Annotated in this window: 14 protein-coding genes; 5 read left to right on the top strand and 9 right to left on the bottom strand. The window is 71.6% G+C overall.

Annotation, left to right across the window (positions count from 1 at the left end; all coding sequences use genetic code 11):
- Positions 1-3: 3 nt before the first annotated feature.
- Positions 4-1,233 carry an MFS transporter gene (locus tag H5965_RS32035; RefSeq protein WP_310974514.1) on the top strand — a complete coding sequence of 410 codons (1,230 nt, stop codon included), beginning with the start codon at positions 4-6 and terminating at the stop codon, positions 1,231-1,233.
- Complete coding sequence (locus tag H5965_RS32030) at positions 1,230-2,183, top strand: hypothetical protein (protein ID WP_310974513.1); 954 nt, start codon at positions 1,230-1,232, stop codon at positions 2,181-2,183. Before H5965_RS32035 ends, H5965_RS32030 begins: the two co-directional genes overlap by 4 nt.
- Here H5965_RS32030 and iolD read toward each other — a convergent pair.
- Genes iolD through H5965_RS31990 form a run of 8 tightly spaced genes read right to left on the bottom strand, consistent with a single transcriptional unit; the run spans position 2,168 to position 10,255 of the window.
- Positions 2,168-4,003, bottom strand: coding sequence for a 3D-(3,5/4)-trihydroxycyclohexane-1,2-dione acylhydrolase (decyclizing) (gene iolD, locus H5965_RS32025; RefSeq protein ID WP_310974512.1), 1,836 nt, complete (start codon positions 4,001-4,003; stop codon positions 2,168-2,170). The two genes, H5965_RS32030 and iolD, sit on opposite strands and share 16 nt — an antisense overlap.
- A complete protein-coding gene (gene iolB, locus H5965_RS32020) occupies positions 4,000-4,890 on the bottom strand; it encodes a 5-deoxy-glucuronate isomerase (RefSeq protein ID WP_310974511.1) in 891 nt (296 codons plus the stop codon). Before iolB ends, iolD begins: the two co-directional genes overlap by 4 nt.
- Complete coding sequence (locus tag H5965_RS32015; protein WP_310974510.1) at positions 4,887-5,579, bottom strand: aldolase; 693 nt, start codon at positions 5,577-5,579, stop codon at positions 4,887-4,889. The genes iolB and H5965_RS32015 overlap by 4 nt, the downstream gene beginning before the upstream one ends.
- Positions 5,576-6,505, bottom strand: a complete 930-nt coding sequence (gene iolC, locus H5965_RS32010) for a 5-dehydro-2-deoxygluconokinase (RefSeq protein WP_310974509.1) — start codon at positions 6,503-6,505, stop codon at positions 5,576-5,578. Before iolC ends, H5965_RS32015 begins: the two co-directional genes overlap by 4 nt.
- 34 nt (positions 6,506-6,539) lie before the next feature.
- On the bottom strand, positions 6,540-7,319 hold the full coding sequence (locus H5965_RS32005; RefSeq protein WP_310974508.1) for an ATP-binding cassette domain-containing protein: 780 nt from the start codon (positions 7,317-7,319) through the stop codon (positions 6,540-6,542).
- Positions 7,316-8,359 (bottom strand): ABC transporter permease, encoded by a 1,044-nt coding sequence (locus tag H5965_RS32000; RefSeq protein WP_310974507.1) that lies wholly within the window; start codon positions 8,357-8,359, stop codon positions 7,316-7,318. The genes H5965_RS32005 and H5965_RS32000 overlap by 4 nt, the downstream gene beginning before the upstream one ends.
- Positions 8,356-9,354: a sugar ABC transporter substrate-binding protein gene (locus H5965_RS31995; RefSeq protein WP_310974505.1), complete on the bottom strand. Its 999-nt coding sequence runs from the start codon at positions 9,352-9,354 to the stop codon at positions 8,356-8,358. The genes H5965_RS32000 and H5965_RS31995 overlap by 4 nt, the downstream gene beginning before the upstream one ends.
- 22 nt (positions 9,355-9,376) lie before the next feature.
- Positions 9,377-10,255 (bottom strand): TIM barrel protein, encoded by an 879-nt coding sequence (locus H5965_RS31990; protein WP_310974504.1) that lies wholly within the window; start codon positions 10,253-10,255, stop codon positions 9,377-9,379.
- 111 nt (positions 10,256-10,366) lie between these two features.
- Here H5965_RS31990 and H5965_RS31985 point away from each other — a divergent pair, with 111 nt between their 5' ends.
- The 3 genes from H5965_RS31985 to H5965_RS31975 are packed head-to-tail and all read left to right on the top strand — an operon-like array spanning position 10,367 to position 12,887.
- Positions 10,367-11,383: a LacI family DNA-binding transcriptional regulator gene (locus H5965_RS31985; protein ID WP_310974503.1), complete on the top strand. Its 1,017-nt coding sequence runs from the start codon at positions 10,367-10,369 to the stop codon at positions 11,381-11,383.
- Complete coding sequence (locus H5965_RS31980; RefSeq protein WP_310974502.1) at positions 11,380-12,378, top strand: Gfo/Idh/MocA family oxidoreductase; 999 nt, start codon at positions 11,380-11,382, stop codon at positions 12,376-12,378. Before H5965_RS31985 ends, H5965_RS31980 begins: the two co-directional genes overlap by 4 nt.
- A gap of 32 nt (positions 12,379-12,410) precedes the next feature.
- The gene (locus H5965_RS31975; protein WP_310974501.1) at positions 12,411-12,887 is read left to right on the top strand and encodes a GNAT family N-acetyltransferase; all 477 of its coding nucleotides are present in this window, start codon (positions 12,411-12,413) and stop codon (positions 12,885-12,887) included.
- Positions 12,888-12,942: 55 nt separating this feature from the next.
- Here the strand turns inward: H5965_RS31975 and asnB are convergent, their stop codons facing one another.
- Positions 12,943-14,784 (bottom strand): asparagine synthase (glutamine-hydrolyzing), encoded by a 1,842-nt coding sequence (gene asnB, locus H5965_RS31970; RefSeq protein ID WP_310974500.1) that lies wholly within the window; start codon positions 14,782-14,784, stop codon positions 12,943-12,945.
- Positions 14,785-15,156: the final 372 nt, after the last annotated feature.

The following is a 15,156-nucleotide window of genomic DNA, read 5'->3' as shown; positions in this document are numbered from 1 at the left end:
GCCATGTACATCGCGGCAAGCCGTACCTCGGACCTGGCGTCGGGAACCGACCGGAAACCGGCGCTGAAGCGGGTGTCCGCCAACGTGGTGGCACTGGGGGTGGTCAGCCTGGTCACCGACGTCTCCTCGGAGATGGTCACCGCCGTCCTCCCGCTCTACCTGGTGCTCGGCCTCGGCCTCAACCCGCTGCAGTTCGGGCTGCTCGACGGGCTCTACGCCGGCGCAACCGCGGTCGTGCGGGTGCTCGGCGGGCACCTCGCCGACCGGTGGCGGCGGCTCAAGGCGGTCGCCGGGTTCGGGTACGGCTTGTCCGCGGTGTGCAAGCTCGGCCTGGTCGCCGCCGGTTCGTCGGTCGCGGCCATCGGCCTGGTCCTCGCCGCCGACCGCACCGGCAAGGGACTGCGCACCGGCCCGCGCGACGCGCTCATCTCGCTGTCCAGCGAGCCGGCGACCCTCGGCCGGTCGTTCGGCGTGCACCGGGCGATGGACACCGTCGGCGCGTTCCTCGGCCCGCTGGTGGCCATGGCCGTGCTCGCCGTCAGCCTCGGCAGCTACACCAGCGTGTTCTTCACCAGCTTCTGCATCGCGGCCATCGCCTTGCTGCTGCTGGCGCTGTTCGTCCGCGACAGGCCCGGCGCGGTCGACCGCACGGCGGTGTCCGCCCGAGCCGCCTTCGGCCTGTTGAAGCAGCAGGACTTCCGGCGCGTCGCGCTCTGGGCGGCGCTGCTGGGCCTGGTGACGGTCGGCGACTCGTTCGTCTACCTCGTCCTGCAGCGGCGCTGGGAGATCGCGGCGACGTACTTCCCGCTGCTGCCGCTGGGCACCGCCGGGGTCTACCTCCTGCTGGCCGTCCCGCTCGGCAAGCTCGCCGACCGCGTCGGCCGCTGGCCGGTGTTCCTGGGCGGGCACGTGGCCCTGTGCCTGGCCCTGGTGCTGCTCTGCGGCCCGGTCTACGCGGTGCTCCCCGTGGTCGCGCTCGGCCTGCACGGCGTGTTCTACGCGGCCACCGACGGCGTCCTGATGGCCGCCGCCGGCCCGCTCATCCCGGCCGGCCTGCGCGCGACCGGGCTGGCCGTGGTGCAGACGGGCCAGGCCGCGGCCCGGATGCTCTCCTCCGTCCTGTTCGGACTGGCGTGGACGCTGTGGGACCTGCGGCCCGCGGTGCTCGTCGCCGCGGCCTGCCTGGCCGTCGTCGCCCTCGCCGCCGCCTTCGCGAAACCGGTGCGCCCGTGAAGAAACTCGTCCTCGCCCTCACCGGCACGGCCCTCCTCGTGGCCGCCGCCGTCACGTACACGCTCAGCGCGCGGCACGACACCGCGGCCGCCGAACCCGCGGCCGCGTTGACCCTCGCCCCCGGCCAGTTGTTCTTCCGCGACACGGCCACCGGCCGCGTCGGCGCCGTCCCGCTCGCCGAAACCACGGCAAAACCGCAGCTCAGCGGCCTGAAGTGCGACCGGTTCGCGGTGGCCGGGCAGACGGCGGTGTGCCTGGCTGTCCGGCCCGGCACGCTCCCGGCGATCACCGACGTCCTCGTGCTCGACGACCACCTCGCCGTCCGCCACACCGAAACCCTGCCCGGCACGCCGAGCCGCGCGCGCGTCTCCCCGGACGGCAAACACGTCTACTGGACGCTGTTCGTCACGGGCGACTCCTACGCCCAGACCGGCTTCTCCACCCGCGCCGGGCTCTACGACGTCGAGACCGGACGGCTGGTCAAGACGATCGAGGAACTGCCGGTCTTCAAGGACGGCGAACGCTACTTCGCGGCCGACGTCAACTACTGGGGCATCACCTTCGCCCCCGACGGCAACCGCTTCTACGCCACCCTCGGCAGCAAAGGCAAGACGTACCTCGTCGAGGCCGATTACGGGCGCTACCGGGGCAAGACTCTCCGCGAGAACGTGGAATGCCCGTCGCTGTCCCCGGACGGCAAGCGGGTCGCCTTCAAGAAGAAGGTCGGCGACGGCGTCTGGCGGCTGTCGGTGCTGGACCTAGCGAGCCTGAAGGAGACCGAGCTCGCCGAGATCCGCAGCGTCGACGACCAGGCCCTCTGGCAGGACGACCGCACGATCCTCTACGGGCTCGACAACGCCACTTGGGCGCTGCCGGCCGACGGCTCCGGCGCGCCCCGGCAACTGGTCGCCGGGGCGGTCTCGCCGGCCGTCACTCAGGACCCGAGGTAACGCACCTGGCCGCCCTTCCCGCGCTCGTAGCCCTCCCGCCCGGCCAGGTGCTCGGGCACGCCGACCTCCCACCAGGCCCCGGCTTCGGTCCACGTCGACGGCTGCGTCTTCACCACGACGACGGCCGGCCGCCGTTCCGAGACGGCCGCTTCGCGAGCCGACGCGTACGCCTCCCGGAGGGAGTCCACAGTGGACGCCGTGAACACCACGCAGCCCAGTGACTCCGCATGGCGTGCGAAGTCGACCCGCGGCGGCGAAGCGTGCGAAGTCGTGCAGTCGGCGTAGAAGTTGTTGAACGGCTTCCCGCCCTGACCCTCCTGAAGCCGCGCGATGACGGCGTACCCGTCGTTGTCGCACACCACCGCGACGAACGGATGGCCCGCGAACGCGGCCGAGAACAGTTCCGAGTTCAGCATCAGGTACGAGCCGTCACCCAGCAGCGTCGTCACCAGGCCCTGGTGGGCGATCGCCGCGCCCCACGCACCGGACAGCTCGTAACCCATGCAGGAGAACCCGTACTCGACGTCCATCGAGACCGCGCCGGAGCCGCGCCAGCCGCCGATCAGCTCGCCCGGCAGCCCGCCCGACGCCGTCATGACGTAGTCGTGCTCCTCCGACAGCGCGTTCACGACGCCGACCACCTGCGCGTACGACGGCAGCTCGCCCGAAGGGGAGCGCAGCGCGTCGATGTGCTCGTCCCAGGAAGCGCGTTCGGCCGCGGCCCGCGACGTCCACGACGAGTCCACCCGCCAGCTCTCCAGCTGGGCGGCGAGGTCGGCCAGGCCCGCGTCGGCGTCCCCGACCACCGACAGGGCACCGTGCTTCACCGCGTCGAACCGGGCCGCGTTGAGCGACACCAGCCGGACGCCGGGGGAGAAGACCGTCCAGGACGCCGTCGTGAAGTCCTGCAGCCGCGTGCCGACCGCGAGCACGACGTCGGCGGCCGCCGCGACGACGTTCGCCGACGTCGAGCCGGTGATGCCCAGCGGGCCGGCGTGCAGCGGGTGCTCGTGCGGCACCAGGGTGCGGCCCGCTGTCGTCTCCACGAGCGGGATCCCGTGCCGTTCGGCGAACTCGAGCGCGCGCTGCCCGGCCCCGGAGTACCGGACGCCGCCGCCGAGCACCAGCAGCGGGCGGTGGGACGCACGCAGGACCCCGGCCGCCTCGGTGACCGCACGCCGGTCCGGGCGCGGGCGCAGCGGGCGGTGCGTGACCGGCTCGAACAGCGCGTCCGGGAAGTCGTACGTCTCGGCCTGGACGTCCTGCGGCAGCGCCAGGGTGACCGGCCCGGCGTCGGCCGGGTCGGTGAGCACCCGGGCGACCTGTGGCAACGTCGAGAGCAGCTGCTCGGGCCGGGTGATCCGGTCGAAGTAGCGCGAGACCGCGCGGAAGGCGTCGTTGACCGTCGCGGTCGCGTCGCCGAACGGCTCGATCTGCTGCAGCACCGGGTCCGGCGCCCGGTTGGTGAACGTGTCGCCCGGCAGCAGCAGCACCGGCAGCCGGTTCGCGTGGGCGACGCCGGCCGCGGTGACCATGTTCAGCGCGCCCGGCCCGATCGACGACGTCACGACCCCGACCTGCCGCCGGTGCGTGGCCTTCGCGTACCCGACCGCGGCCAGCGCCATGCCCTGCTCGGTGTGCCCGCGCCAGACCGGGAGGTCTCCGCGGTGTTCCTCCAGCGCGGTGCCGAGGCCGAGGACGTTGCCGTGCCCGAAGATCGCGAACACGCCGGGGAACAGCGGGACCTCGCGGCCGTCGAGGGTTTCCGAGCGCTGGGCGAGGATCCAGCGGATCAGCGCCTGAGCCGTCGTCAGCTTCACTGAACACGCCCTTCGTGACTCGTGACGGGACAACGCGGGTCGAGGTCCTGCGTCGCCCAGGTGTCGCGGACCCAGCCGTGCGCGGGGTCGTCGCAGAACGCCATGGACCGCTCGTCGGCCGGCCCGGCCAGGACGTTCAGGTAGTACATCGGGTAACCCGGCGCGGCCACGCACGGCCCGTGGTAGCCGCGCGGGATGAGGAAGACGTCGTGGTCGCGCACCGCCACGTCCTCGTCCAGCTCGCCGTCGCTCGTGTACGTCCGGTGCAGGCCGAAGCCTTCGCGGGACGGTGTCACGCCGTCGCGGCCGGCGATGCGGAAGTAGTAGATCTCCTCGTTGACGACCTCGCACTCGGTCGCTTCGTCGTGCTTGTGCGGCGGGTAGGACGACCAGTTGCCGCCGGGCGTGATCAGCTCGCACGCGTTCAGCTTGTCGGCGTGGTCCCACACCCCGGGCACGCCGAAGTTGGTCACCTGCCGCGTCGCCTGCCCGGCGCCGCGCACCTCCACCGGCACGTTCTCCGCGGGACCATACGCAGGGGACAGACGGCGGGTGCAGCGCGCCATCGGCAGCGCGACCTCCAAGCCGCCTTTTGCCGACAACTCGACTTCGGCGTCCCGGGGTACGTACGCGAAGTCCGTCACCCGCGTGAAGACCGAGTCGCGGCCGCGCAGTGCGAAGACCTCGCCGTCCACCCGGACGGTCGCCGACCCCGAAAGCGGCAGCACGAAGGCCTCGAACTCGCCGGTGTGCAGGACGCGCGTCTCGCCGGGGGCCAGGGAGAGCACGCGCAGGCCGGAGTACCGCCACCCCGCGGTGTCCGGGGTCAGCCGGACCGGGTCGGCGGCGTCGGACAGTGTCCCGAGTGGACGGTGCAGCTTGCTCACTTCGCGGCCTCCAGAGCTTTCGCGGCGGCTTCGACATTTCCCGCAGGGTTCATGACCAGGCCGCGGACGACCCCGTGCGACAGCGTCCGGTCCGGTGGCAGGCCGCCGAGCAGCACCGGCAGCGTCGTGGCGTCCAGGACGGCGGGCGACGCGGTGGCCGGCAGCTTCAGCCAGGTGTACGCCGACGTCGTCCCGAGGGCGGACGCGCGAGTGACCGACGGCGCCAGGGCCTCCGGCAGCTCGATCAGGGCGACCAGACCGTACGCGGCCAGCTCGGTGACCGCGTCGGCGCAGGCCTGCCGGGCCGGGCCCGGCAGCAGCAGCTCGCCGCCGTCGAGCCCGCAGTCGACCAGCGTCCGGGCGTCGTAGCCGGTGAACCCGCCGTCGGGGTTCATCGTCCCGAAGACGACCTTGTCGTGCAGTGCGCCGAGCAGCAGAAGCTCCTCGACGATGTCCGGGGTGCCGAGGACGCCGTCGACCGCCGGGTTCGCCAGCGCGACGAGCAGCCGTTCCAGGAGCGTCCGCCGGCCCTCACCGGCCGCCTGGTCGGCGGCGACCAGGAACAGCGTGCCCTGGTCGGACACCAGCCGGGACCGCCGCCTGCGGGTCGCGTACGCCTGCCGGACCGCGCCCGGGTTCGTGGCGCGGACGTGCAGGAGCTCCCTCCAGCGCTCGTCGGTGAGGATCACAGCAGCTCCTCGATCTCCCCGGCGGTCGGCATGGCGTCGGCGCAGGCCAGGCGGGACGCGACGAGCGCGCCCGCGGCGTTCGCGTACTCCGCGATCCGCACCGGGTCCCAGCCCGACAGCAGCCCGTGGATCAGCGCGCCGCCGAAGCCGTCACCCGCACCGAGGCCGCAGACGACCTCGACGCGCTGCGGCGGCACCGTCCAGCGGCCGTCCGGCGTCGCCACCAGCACACCTTCGGCGCCCTTCTTGATCACCGCGAGCCGGAGACCGCGTTCCAGCAGCCGGTCCGCGGCCGTGTCCGGGTCCGCGGTGCCGACGGCGACCTCCACCTCGGCCCGGTTGCCGACCGCGACCGTGACGTGGTCGAGCAGCCCGCCGATCTCGGCCCGCGCCTGCTCCACCGACGGCCAGAACATCGGCCGGTAGTCCAGGTCCAGGACGGTGTGCTCCCGCCGCCCGCGGGCTTCGAGGATCCTCCGCTGGGTCGCCCGCGCGGGTTCCACGGAGACACCGGTGCCGGTCACCCACAGCAGCGGCACCGACTCGACGACGTCCCAGGGCACGTCGTCGTCGGTCAGCGTGAGGTCGGGGGCGATCGGGGAGCGGTAGAACAGCAGCGGCGGGTCCGCGGGCGGGTTCAGCTCGCAGAACACCACCGGCGTCTGCAGGTCCGGCGAGGTGCCCACGAAGTCCGGCGAGACGCCGAAGCCGTCGAGGGCCTGCCGGACGTAGTCGCCGAAGCCGTCCGGGCCGACCTTGGTGAGCACCGCCGTGCGCCGGCCGAGCCGCGCGGCGGCGACCGCGACGTTGGTCGCGGTCCCGCCGAGCGACTTGGCGAACGTGCGGACCCCCGCCAGCGGAACGCCGCTCTGCTCCGGGTAGAGGTCCACCCCGACCCGGCCGATCGTCAACGCCTCGATGGTCATGCCGCCTCCGCGGGAAAGAGTGCGTCGGCGGGCGTCACGCCTTTTCCACCTGCCGAAGCTCGTGTTCCAGGGCCTCCAGTTCGGCACCGCCCGCCATCTGCCGGGTCAGCTCGCCGATGTCGATCTCGGACTTCTCGTAGTGCCCGAGCGCGGCACCCCGCTTGAGCAGCAGGAACCGGTCGGCCACCGGGTAGGCGTGGTGCGGGTTGTGCGTGATGAGCACGACGCCGAGCCCGCGGTCCCGCGCCTGGGCGACGTACTTCAGCACCACGCCGGCCTGCTTGACACCGAGCGCGGCCGTCGGCTCGTCGAGGATCAGCACCTTCGCGCCGAAGTACACCGCCCGCGCGATCGCGACGCACTGGCGTTCACCACCCGAGAGCGTCCCGACCGGCTGCTCGACGTCCCGCAGGTCGATGCCCATGTCGGACAACGCCTTCTTGGTCGTCTCGCGGCCCTTCTTCCGGTCGAGCATCTTGAACGGCCCGAACCCGGTCGTCGGCTCGGAGCCGAGGAAGAAGTTCCGCCAGACGCTCATCAGCGGCACCACGGCGAGGTCCTGGTACACGGTCGCGATGCCGCGATCGAGGGCCTCGCGCGGCGACGAGAACCGCACCGGCTCGCCCTCGACGAGGAACTCGCCGCGATCGTGCTGGTGCACGCCGGCCAGGATCTTGATCAGCGTGGACTTCCCGGCGCCGTTGTCGCCGAGCACGCAGGTGACCTCGCCGGCGTTGACCACAGTGGACACATCGCGCAGCGCGATCACGCTGCCGTAGGTCTTCCCGATCTCGCGAACTTCGAGCAGGCTCATCGGCGTACCCTCTCCGCGCGGCGCCGGAAGGCGTTGTTGACCAGGACCGCGGCCAGCAGCATGACGCCGAGGAACAGCATGAACCAGTCGCTGTTCCACTGCGCGAACACGATGCCCTGCCGCGCCATGCCGAAGATCAGCGCGCCGATCGCCGCGCCCGCCGCCGAGCCGAACCCGCCGGTGAGCAGGCAGCCGCCGATCACCGCGGCGATGATGTACTGGAACTCCAGCCCGATGCCCTGGTTCGCCTGGACGCTGGCGAAGCGCAGGATGTTGATCGAGCCGACCAGCCACGCGCCGAGCGCGGTGCCCATGAACAGCAGGATCTTCGTGCGCACCACCGGAACGCCGACCGAGCGGGCCGACACCTGCGACCCGCCCACCGCGAAGATCCAGTTGCCGAACCGGGTCCGCACCAGCAGCCACGCGGCGATCGCCGTGACGACGATCCACCAGACGATCGACGACTGGAACTCGGTGCCCCCGATGTCGAACGTCGAGGCGAACAACCCGCCGGCCGATTCGTACCCGCTGGTCGAACGCATACCCGAGACCTGGACGGTGTTGGTGACCAGCCGCGTCACGCCGAGGTTGAGCCCCTGCAGGGCGAGGAACGACCCCAGCGTGACGATGAAGCTGGGCAGCCCGGTCTTCATCACCAGCCAGCCGTTGAACGCGCCGACGCCGAGCGCGAAGACCAGCGACGCCAGGAGCGCGAGCCAGACGTTCCAGCCCGCCTGCGTCGCCAGGATCGCGGTGACCAGCGACGTCGACGCCGTCATCACGCCGGCCGAGAGGTCGAACTCGCCGCCGACCATGAGCAGCGCGACCACCACGGCCATGATGCCCAGCGTCGAGGAGTCGTCGAGCCAGGTCGCCACGCCCAGCGGGCTGAGGAACTGGCCGGTGACCACGGAGAAGAAGACGAAGACCAGCACGGCTCCGAGGAGCGCGCCGATTTCGGGGCGGACGACCAGGCGGTCGGTCAGCCCTTTCTTGGCGACGCGCTCGTCGGGTTGTGCCTGGATCGCTGCGGTCATCGCGTGCCGCGCTGCGCGTACGGGGCGATGGTGTCGATGTTGGTCTTGTCGACGAAGCCCGGGCCGGTCTGGACGGGCTTGCCGCCGCCGATGGTGTTGCCGTTCTCCTTGTACAGCTTGAGGAACACGATCGGCAGGTAGCCCTGCTCGTACTGCTGCTGGTCGACGGCGAAGAGGATGCTGCCGTCCTTGATGGCCGCGACGACGTCGGCGTTCAGGTCGAAGGTGGCCACCTGGGCCTTGGAGCTCGCTTCCTTCGCGGCGGCGACGGCGCGGGCCGCGACCTGGGAGTTCAGCGCCAGCACGGCGTCGATCGACGGGTCGGACTGCAGGGCGCCGCGGATGCGGGCCTGCGCGTCGGTCGGGTTGGAGATGTCGACCTGCAGCGTGGTGACGTTGCCGAAGGTCTGCTTCGCGCCGTCGCACCGCTGGTTCTGGCCGATGTTGCCGGCCTCGTGGATGACGCACAGCAGCTTCGTCTTGCCCGCCGCCTTGAGCCGCTGGCCCGCGCCCTGGCCCGCGAGGCCCTCGCTCTGGCCGACGTGCGCGATCGCGCCGAACTGGGCGCTGAAGTCCTCGCCGGAGTTGATGGTGATGACCGGGATGCCGGCCTTCACCGCGTTCTGGATCGACGTCTGCAGGGCCTGCGGGTTCGCCATCGAGACGACCAGGCCGCCGACCTTCTGCGCGACCGCGTTGTCGACCAGCCGCGCCTGGTTGCCCGGGTCGCCGTCGGAGAAGTAGTCGACGCCGACGTTCAGGTCCTTGCCCGCCTGCTCGGCGCCGTTCTTCACGACGTTCCAGAAGGCGTCGCCGGCGCTGCCGTGGGTGACCACGGCGACCTTCAGCGGGCCGCCCGTGCTCGGCGCGGCGGCCGACGGGCTGCCGCTGGTGCTGCTGCTGGAATTGTCGGCGGTGGGGCCGCTGCAGGCGGACAGGACGAGACCGGCGGCGGCGATCGCCGCCACGCCGGCCAGCTTCTTCAGAGAAAACACAGTCACTCCTTTGGGACCAGGTTCAGAGGGAGTCGGTGATCTTCGCGAGGTGGGCCAGGCTGCGTCCGGTGTCCCGCCGGGGCAGGTCGTCGGGGCTCGAGTCGCCGAGGGCGGTGTCCTGTTCGAGGACGTACCAGCCGTCGTAGCCGGCGGCCTGGACGGAGCGCACCATCGCCGCCACGTCCACGTCGCCCTCGCCGAGCGGGGTGTACATGCCCCGCCCGACCGCGTCGGTGTAGGCCAGCCGGCCCGCGCGGACCTCGGCCGCCAGGTCTTCCCGGACGTCCTTGAGATGCACGTGCCCCACCCGTTCGGGATACCGCTTCGCCAGCTCCACCGGATCCGTCCCGCCGATCATCAGGTGCCCGGTGTCGAGGCACAACCCGAGATCGGAATCGGCGAGGAAGCGCTCGACCTCGGCCTGCTGCTCCACGTGCGTCCCGACGTGCGGGTGCAGCACCGTGCGCAGGCCGTGGGCGGCGGCGACGTCCCGGATCCGGCCCGCGGTGTCGACGAGGGTCGCCCATTCGGTGTCGGTCAGCTGCGGGCGGTCGTCGTAGCCTTCGAGGCCGGTCGCGGCGGCGAGGACGAGGACGTCACCCCCGCAGGCGGCGAAGAGCGCGGCGGACTCTTCGGCCTCCTTCAGGGCGTTCTCCTGGTTTTCGTGGAGGACGACGGCGAGGAAGCCGCCGACGAGCGTCAGGCCGTACCCGGCGAGCAGCTCCCGCAGGGCGGCGGGCTCGCGGGGGAGGTACCCGGGCGGGCCCAGCTCGGTGGCCCGGACGCCGAGGGCCGCCATCTCGCCGAGCACGGTGGCCGCGTCCAGCACCCGGCCCCAGCCGGGGACTTCGCAGACACCCCAGGAGATCGGGGCGGCGGCCACGCGGATCGTCGCTGTCACAAGGGGCCTCCGTTGGTCCGTTGGAGCGCTCTATTGATTAGAGCGCTCCAATCTTGTAGCGTCCGTCACAGCAAGTCAAGGCCGAGTTTTCCGAGATCAGGGGAGGTGCGCATGGTGCGTCCGACCATGGAGGACGTCGCCGAACGGGCGGGAGTTTCCCGCGCGCTGGTCTCCCTGGTGATGAACAATTCACCGAAGGTCTCCGAGGTCCGGCGCGCGGCGGTGCTGCGCGCGGCCGAGGAACTCGGCTACCAGCCGCACGTGATGGCGCGGTCCCTGGCCAGCCGGACGTCGACCGTGCTCGGCGTGATGGTCAACGACCTGCGCAACGCGTTCTTCGCCGACGTCGTCGAGGGGCTCGACGCGGCCGCGCAGGCCGCGGGCTTCGACCTCATCCTCAACACGGGCGGCCGCAGTCCCACCCGCGAGTGGAACGCCCTGCACAACCTGCTTTCCTTCCGCCCGGCGGGGATCATCCTGCTTTCCCCGGTCGTGCCGGCGGCGTCGATCCAGGTCGCGGCCAAGCAGTGCCCGGTGGTGCTCGTCTCCCGGACGATCCGATCGTCCACAGTGGACACGGTGAACGACGACGGCGAAGCGGGGTCCGGGCTGGCCGTCGACCACCTCGTCGGCCTCGGGCACCGGCGCATCGCGCACCTCGACGGCGGGGGAGCGGCGGGTGCGGCGCAGCGCCGGCGCGGGTTCCAGGCGGCGATGCGGCGGCACGGCCTCGAGCCGATCGTGGTGCGCAGCGAGCACACCGACACCGGCGGCGAGAAGTCGGTGCGGGAGCTGCTGGCGACGTACTCGCGCGCCGACCTGCCGACCGGGCTGGTGGCGGGCAACGACTTCAACGCCGTGGGGGCGATTTCGGCCTTGGAAGAGGCCGGGTTGCGCGTGCCCGAGGACGTCTCGGTCGTCGGCTACGACAACACGTCGCTGGCGGCGCTGCGGCACCTCTCACTGACCACAGTGGACCAGCCACGCACCGAGATGGGCCGGCTGGCCTTCGAGGCGCTGGCCGAACGCATCCGCGGGGAGCGCACGGAGCCGGTCCGGCACCTGCTGCACCCGTCACTGGTGGTCCGGGCGACCACCGCCGAGACGACAGGAGGAACACCACGATGAGGTTGGGACTGGCGGGCACCGGCCGGATCGGCACCGCGCACGCGGAGACGCTGAAGGGCTTCGAGGAGGTCGAGTCGGTCGTCGTGGCCGACGTCGACCCGGCGCGGGCCCAGTCGGCCGCCGCGAAGCTCGGCGTCGAAACGGTGGCGCTCGACGAGCTGTTCGCCGCGGGCCTCGACGGCCTGGTCGTCACCGCGGCGACGGACGCGCACCCCGGCCTGATCATCGCGGCGGTCGACGCGGGCATCCCGGTGTTCTGCGAGAAGCCGGTGGCCGCGGACATCCCGGGCACGCTGGCGGTGATCGACCGGATCGGCGCGTCGGACGTCGGGGTCCAGATCGGCTTCCAGCGCCGCTTCGACGCGGGCTACGCGGCAGCGAGGGCGGCGGTCGCGTCGGGCGAGCTGGGCTGGCTGCACACGCTGCGCGCGACGACGTTCGACCCGGCGCCCCCGCCGGCGGAGTACGTGGCCCACTCGGGCGGGCTGTTCCGCGACTGCGGCGTCCACGACTTCGACATCATCCGCTGGGTGAGCGGCCGCGAAGTCGAAGAGGTGTACGCCATCGGCGCGAACCGCGGCGAGCAGTTCTTCCGCGACGCGGGCGACGTGGACACGGCGGCGGCGACGCTGACCCTGGACGACGGAACCCTCGCCACGGTGTCGATGACCCGTTACAACGGCGCGGGGTACGACGTGCGCCTCGACGTGCTGGGCTCGGTGTCGGGTGTCGTGGTCGGCCTGGACGACCGGGCGCCGCTGCGGTCGGTCGAGCCGGGGGTGGCCCCGCTGCCGGGGCCGGCGTACCCGGGGTTCATGGAGCGCTTCCGGCCGGCGTACACGACCGAGCTGCGCGCGTTCCTGGACGTCGTCGCGGGCCGGGCCCCCTCGCCGTGCGGGGCGGCTGATGCCCTGGAGGCGTTCTACATCGCGGAGGCGTGCGAGGTGTCGCGCCGCGAACGGCGTCCGGTGGAGCTGACGGAGATCCGCCGCTGAAATCCGGTGGCGCGCCCGGGCAGGCTTGGGGGGTGATCACCTTGACCCCGCTCGACGAGCCTGCCCTCGCGCGGCTGCTCGACGCCGCCGTCGCCGGAGCCGACCCCCTGGAGGTCATGCCCCCGGTCGACGACGTCCCCGGCTGGACCCCCGCGCGCCGCTCGGCGTTCCTGGCGTTCCACCGCGGCCGGTCCCTGGACCCCGCCACCGCGGTGGAACGCACCTGGGTGGTCGACGTGGACGGTGCCACGGTGGGTGCCGCCCGGCTGGAGCACCACGGCGACGCGGTGGAAGCGGGCCTCTGGCTGAGCCGTGCGGTCCGCGGCCACGGGATCGGCCGCGAGGTCACCCGGCTGCTGCTGGCCGAGGCCCGGGCGTCCGGCGCGGCGAAGTTCGTAGCCTCGACGACGGTAGGCAACCACGGCGCCCGGGCCCTGCTGGCCGGGACGGGAGCGGAGCTCACCACCGACGGTGACGAGGTCGCCGCGGAACTCCGGCTCAGGTCGTGAGTGGGAAGGCGGGTTCCAACCCGCCTTCCCACTCACGACCGGCCGGTGGCGAGCGTCAGCCGAGCTGCAGCTCCGGGGAGTACATCTCGATCCAGTGGTACAGGTCGAGCACCCGGTCCAGGCCGATGCGCATGGCCGGGTCCATGGTCGCCGGGTCCACTTCGGACGCCCGGTGCGCCCAGGCGCGGTCCACCAGGCCGAACACCTCGTGCTTCGGCTCGACCAGCACCTCCTTGACCTGTTGCTGCAACGCCGCCGCGTAACCCGGGTCCTGCGTCGACGGGTACGGGCTCTTCACGCGCTGCGCCACCGACTCCGGCAGGACGTGCTTCGTCGCGTGCCGCAGAAGGCTCTTTTCCCGGCCGTCGAACGTCTTCAGCGACCACGGCGTGTTGTACACGTACTCGACCAGCCGGTGGTCGCAGAACGGCACGCGGACCTCCAGGCCCACCGCCATCGACGCGCGGTCCTTGCGGTCGAGCAGCATCCGCACGAACCGGGTCAGGTGCAGGTTGCAGATGGTCCGCATCCGCGCCTCCTGCGAAGACTCGCCGTCCAGGTGCTCCACCGAAGCGACCGCGGTCTGGTACTGGTCCGCGATGTACGACTCGACGTCCAGGCTCTTCACCAGCTCCGGCGTGTACAGCGACGCCCGCTCGTCCATCATCGACGTCCGGAACGCCAGCCACGGGAACGTGTCGGCGTTGACCGCCTTCTCGTCGTGGAACCAGCGGTACCCGCCGAACACCTCGTCCGCCGACTCGCCCGACAGCGCCACCGTCGACTGGCCGCGGATCGCCTTGAACAGCAGGTACAGCGAGGTGTCCATGTCGCCGAGGCCGGCCGGGATGTCGCGCGCCCGCAGCACGGCGCGCCGGACCTCGGGGTCGGTCAGGTCGCCCGGGTTGAGCATGACGTCCTCGTGCGCGGAGTTCACCAGCTGAGCGACGTCCCGCACGAACGGCGAGTCCGCCGTGTCGCGCATTTCGTCCGGCTTGAAGTTCTCTTCCTGGCCGAAGAAGTCGACGGAGAACGTCCGCAGCTGCTCGCCCCGCTCCGCCAGCCGCGCGGCCGCGAGACCGGTGACCGCGCTGGAGTCCAGGCCGCCCGACAGCAGCACGCAGCGGGGGACGTCGGCGACGAGCTGGCGGTTGACGATGTCGGTCATCAGCTCGCGCACGCGCGCGACCGTGGTCTCCTGGTCGTCGGTGTGCTGCTTCGCGTCCAGCTTCCAGTACGTGCGCGTCTTGATGCCTTCGCGGGACACGGTGACGATCGTGCCCGGCTGGACCTCTTCCATGTCCTTCCACAGCGACCAGCCCGGCCGCTTGGTGAAGCCGGCCAGCTCGCGGAAGCCGTCGAGGTCGACGACCTTCTTGGCCAGCGGGTTGGCCAGGATGGCCTTCGGCTCGGAGCCGAACAGGACGCCGTCGCGGGTCGGGTAGTAGTAGAACGGCTTGATGCCCATCCGGTCGCGGATCATGACGAGCCGGTCGTCGCGCTCGTCCCAGATCGCGAAGGCGTACATGCCGTTGAGGTGGTCGACGACCGCGTCGCCCCACTGCAGGTAGCCGTGCAGCACCACTTCGGTGTCGCTGTCGGTCTCCCACTTGTGGCCGAGCTTGGTCAGCTCTTCCTTCAGCTCGGTGAAGTTGTAGGCCTCACCGCTGTAGACCATCGCGACGTCGCCGTTCGGCGTGGACACCGACATCGGCTGCCGGCCGCCGGGCAGGTCGATGATGGCCAGCCGCCGGTGGCCGAGCGCGACGTGCCGGCGCACCCAGGTGCCCTCGTCGTCCGGGCCGCGGCAGGACATGGTCGCGGTCATCGCGTCGACGACGTCCTGGCGGCGGGTGAGGTCGGCGTCGTAGGAAACCCAGCCGGCGATACCGCACATAGGTGATCCCCTCTCCCAAGATTTTGCTTAGCCGATACAACTATCGGTAACACAGGTGTAACACGGGCAGTAGATCTTGTCTGCCCGAATTGCACGTTCCGCACCTGTTCGGTCACGCGTTGTGTCGCGAGTCACTGGCCAACCGCATACCGTGATTAATCGGCAAACGTTTGCGTGATGGCCGCCACCAGCCATAAACGCGGCGTAAATGCGTGTCAGGAACGCGTCAAGGCGCCATCAGCCGCGGGTCGTGCCGAGGTCCCGGAGCCGCAGAGTGAACGACGTCCGGTCACCGAACCCGGTGACCCGTCCTGAGAGGTGCCTGTGGCCGACTTGCTCTACGCCGTCCTGCTGATCGGCGTGTTCGTGGTG

The sequence above is a fragment of the Amycolatopsis sp. 505 genome (assembly GCF_031625235.1).
Classification (GTDB): Bacteria; Actinomycetota; Actinomycetes; order Mycobacteriales; family Pseudonocardiaceae; genus Amycolatopsis.
Note: the sequence above shows the minus strand (reverse complement) of the source record. Positions and strands in the feature narration are given on the sequence as shown.